General features: G+C 74.8%; 1 pseudogene. It reads right to left on the bottom strand.

The annotated features are described in order from the left end of the window. Positions 1-607 (bottom strand): annotated as a pseudogene (locus tag FJV41_RS57070) (hypothetical protein); the annotation flags it as partial. Between the last annotated feature and the right edge of the window lie 24 nt (positions 608-631).

Genomic DNA, 631 nt, shown 5'->3' with positions numbered 1-631 from the left:
CCGTATCGAGGGCGGCCAGCGCCTGGCGGCAGGCGGCCGACAGGTCCTGCAGCGCCCGGCTCCAGCCCTCGGCATCGACGCCGTCCGGCACCTCCCCGGCCCAGCGCAGCCGGGAGCCGGGCGTGCGGGCCCCCACGGCCATGCGCCAGTCCCGCGCGGCATGCTCCAGTGCGGCGGCGACGCCCTGCCAGTCCGCCAGCCCCCGCGCCCACTGCAGGCCCGACGCCAGCACGTCGCGCGCCAGGTCGAGCCACTGCGAGGACGCCATCTGGCTGCCCAGGAGCTGCACGCCCGTGTCGCTCAGCTGGTGCGCTTCGTCGAACACCACCACGCGGGTGCTCGGCAGCAGCTCGGCCACGCCGGTGCCGCGGATGGCATGGTCCGCGAAGAACAGGTGGTGGTTGATGACGACCACATCGGCCGCCATCGCCTCGCGCCGCGCCTGGTACACATGGCAGGCGCGGAAACGCGGGCAGGCCGATCCCAGGCAGTTGTCGCGCGTGGACGTGAACAGCGGTGTGGCGGCCGAGCGTTCGTCCCAGCCCGGCAGCTCCGCGAGATCGCCCGTGGCGGTGGCCTGCGACCAGACCTCCACGCGCGCCAGCATCCGGGCGACGGCGGAATCCTCCGC

The organism is Myxococcus llanfairpwllgwyngyllgogerychwyrndrobwllllantysiliogogogochensis (genome assembly GCF_006636215.1).
Lineage (GTDB): Bacteria > Myxococcota > Myxococcia > Myxococcales > Myxococcaceae > Myxococcus > Myxococcus llanfairpwllgwyngyllgogerychwyrndrobwllllantysiliogogogochensis.
This window is presented reverse-complemented; position numbering and strand designations above follow the sequence as displayed.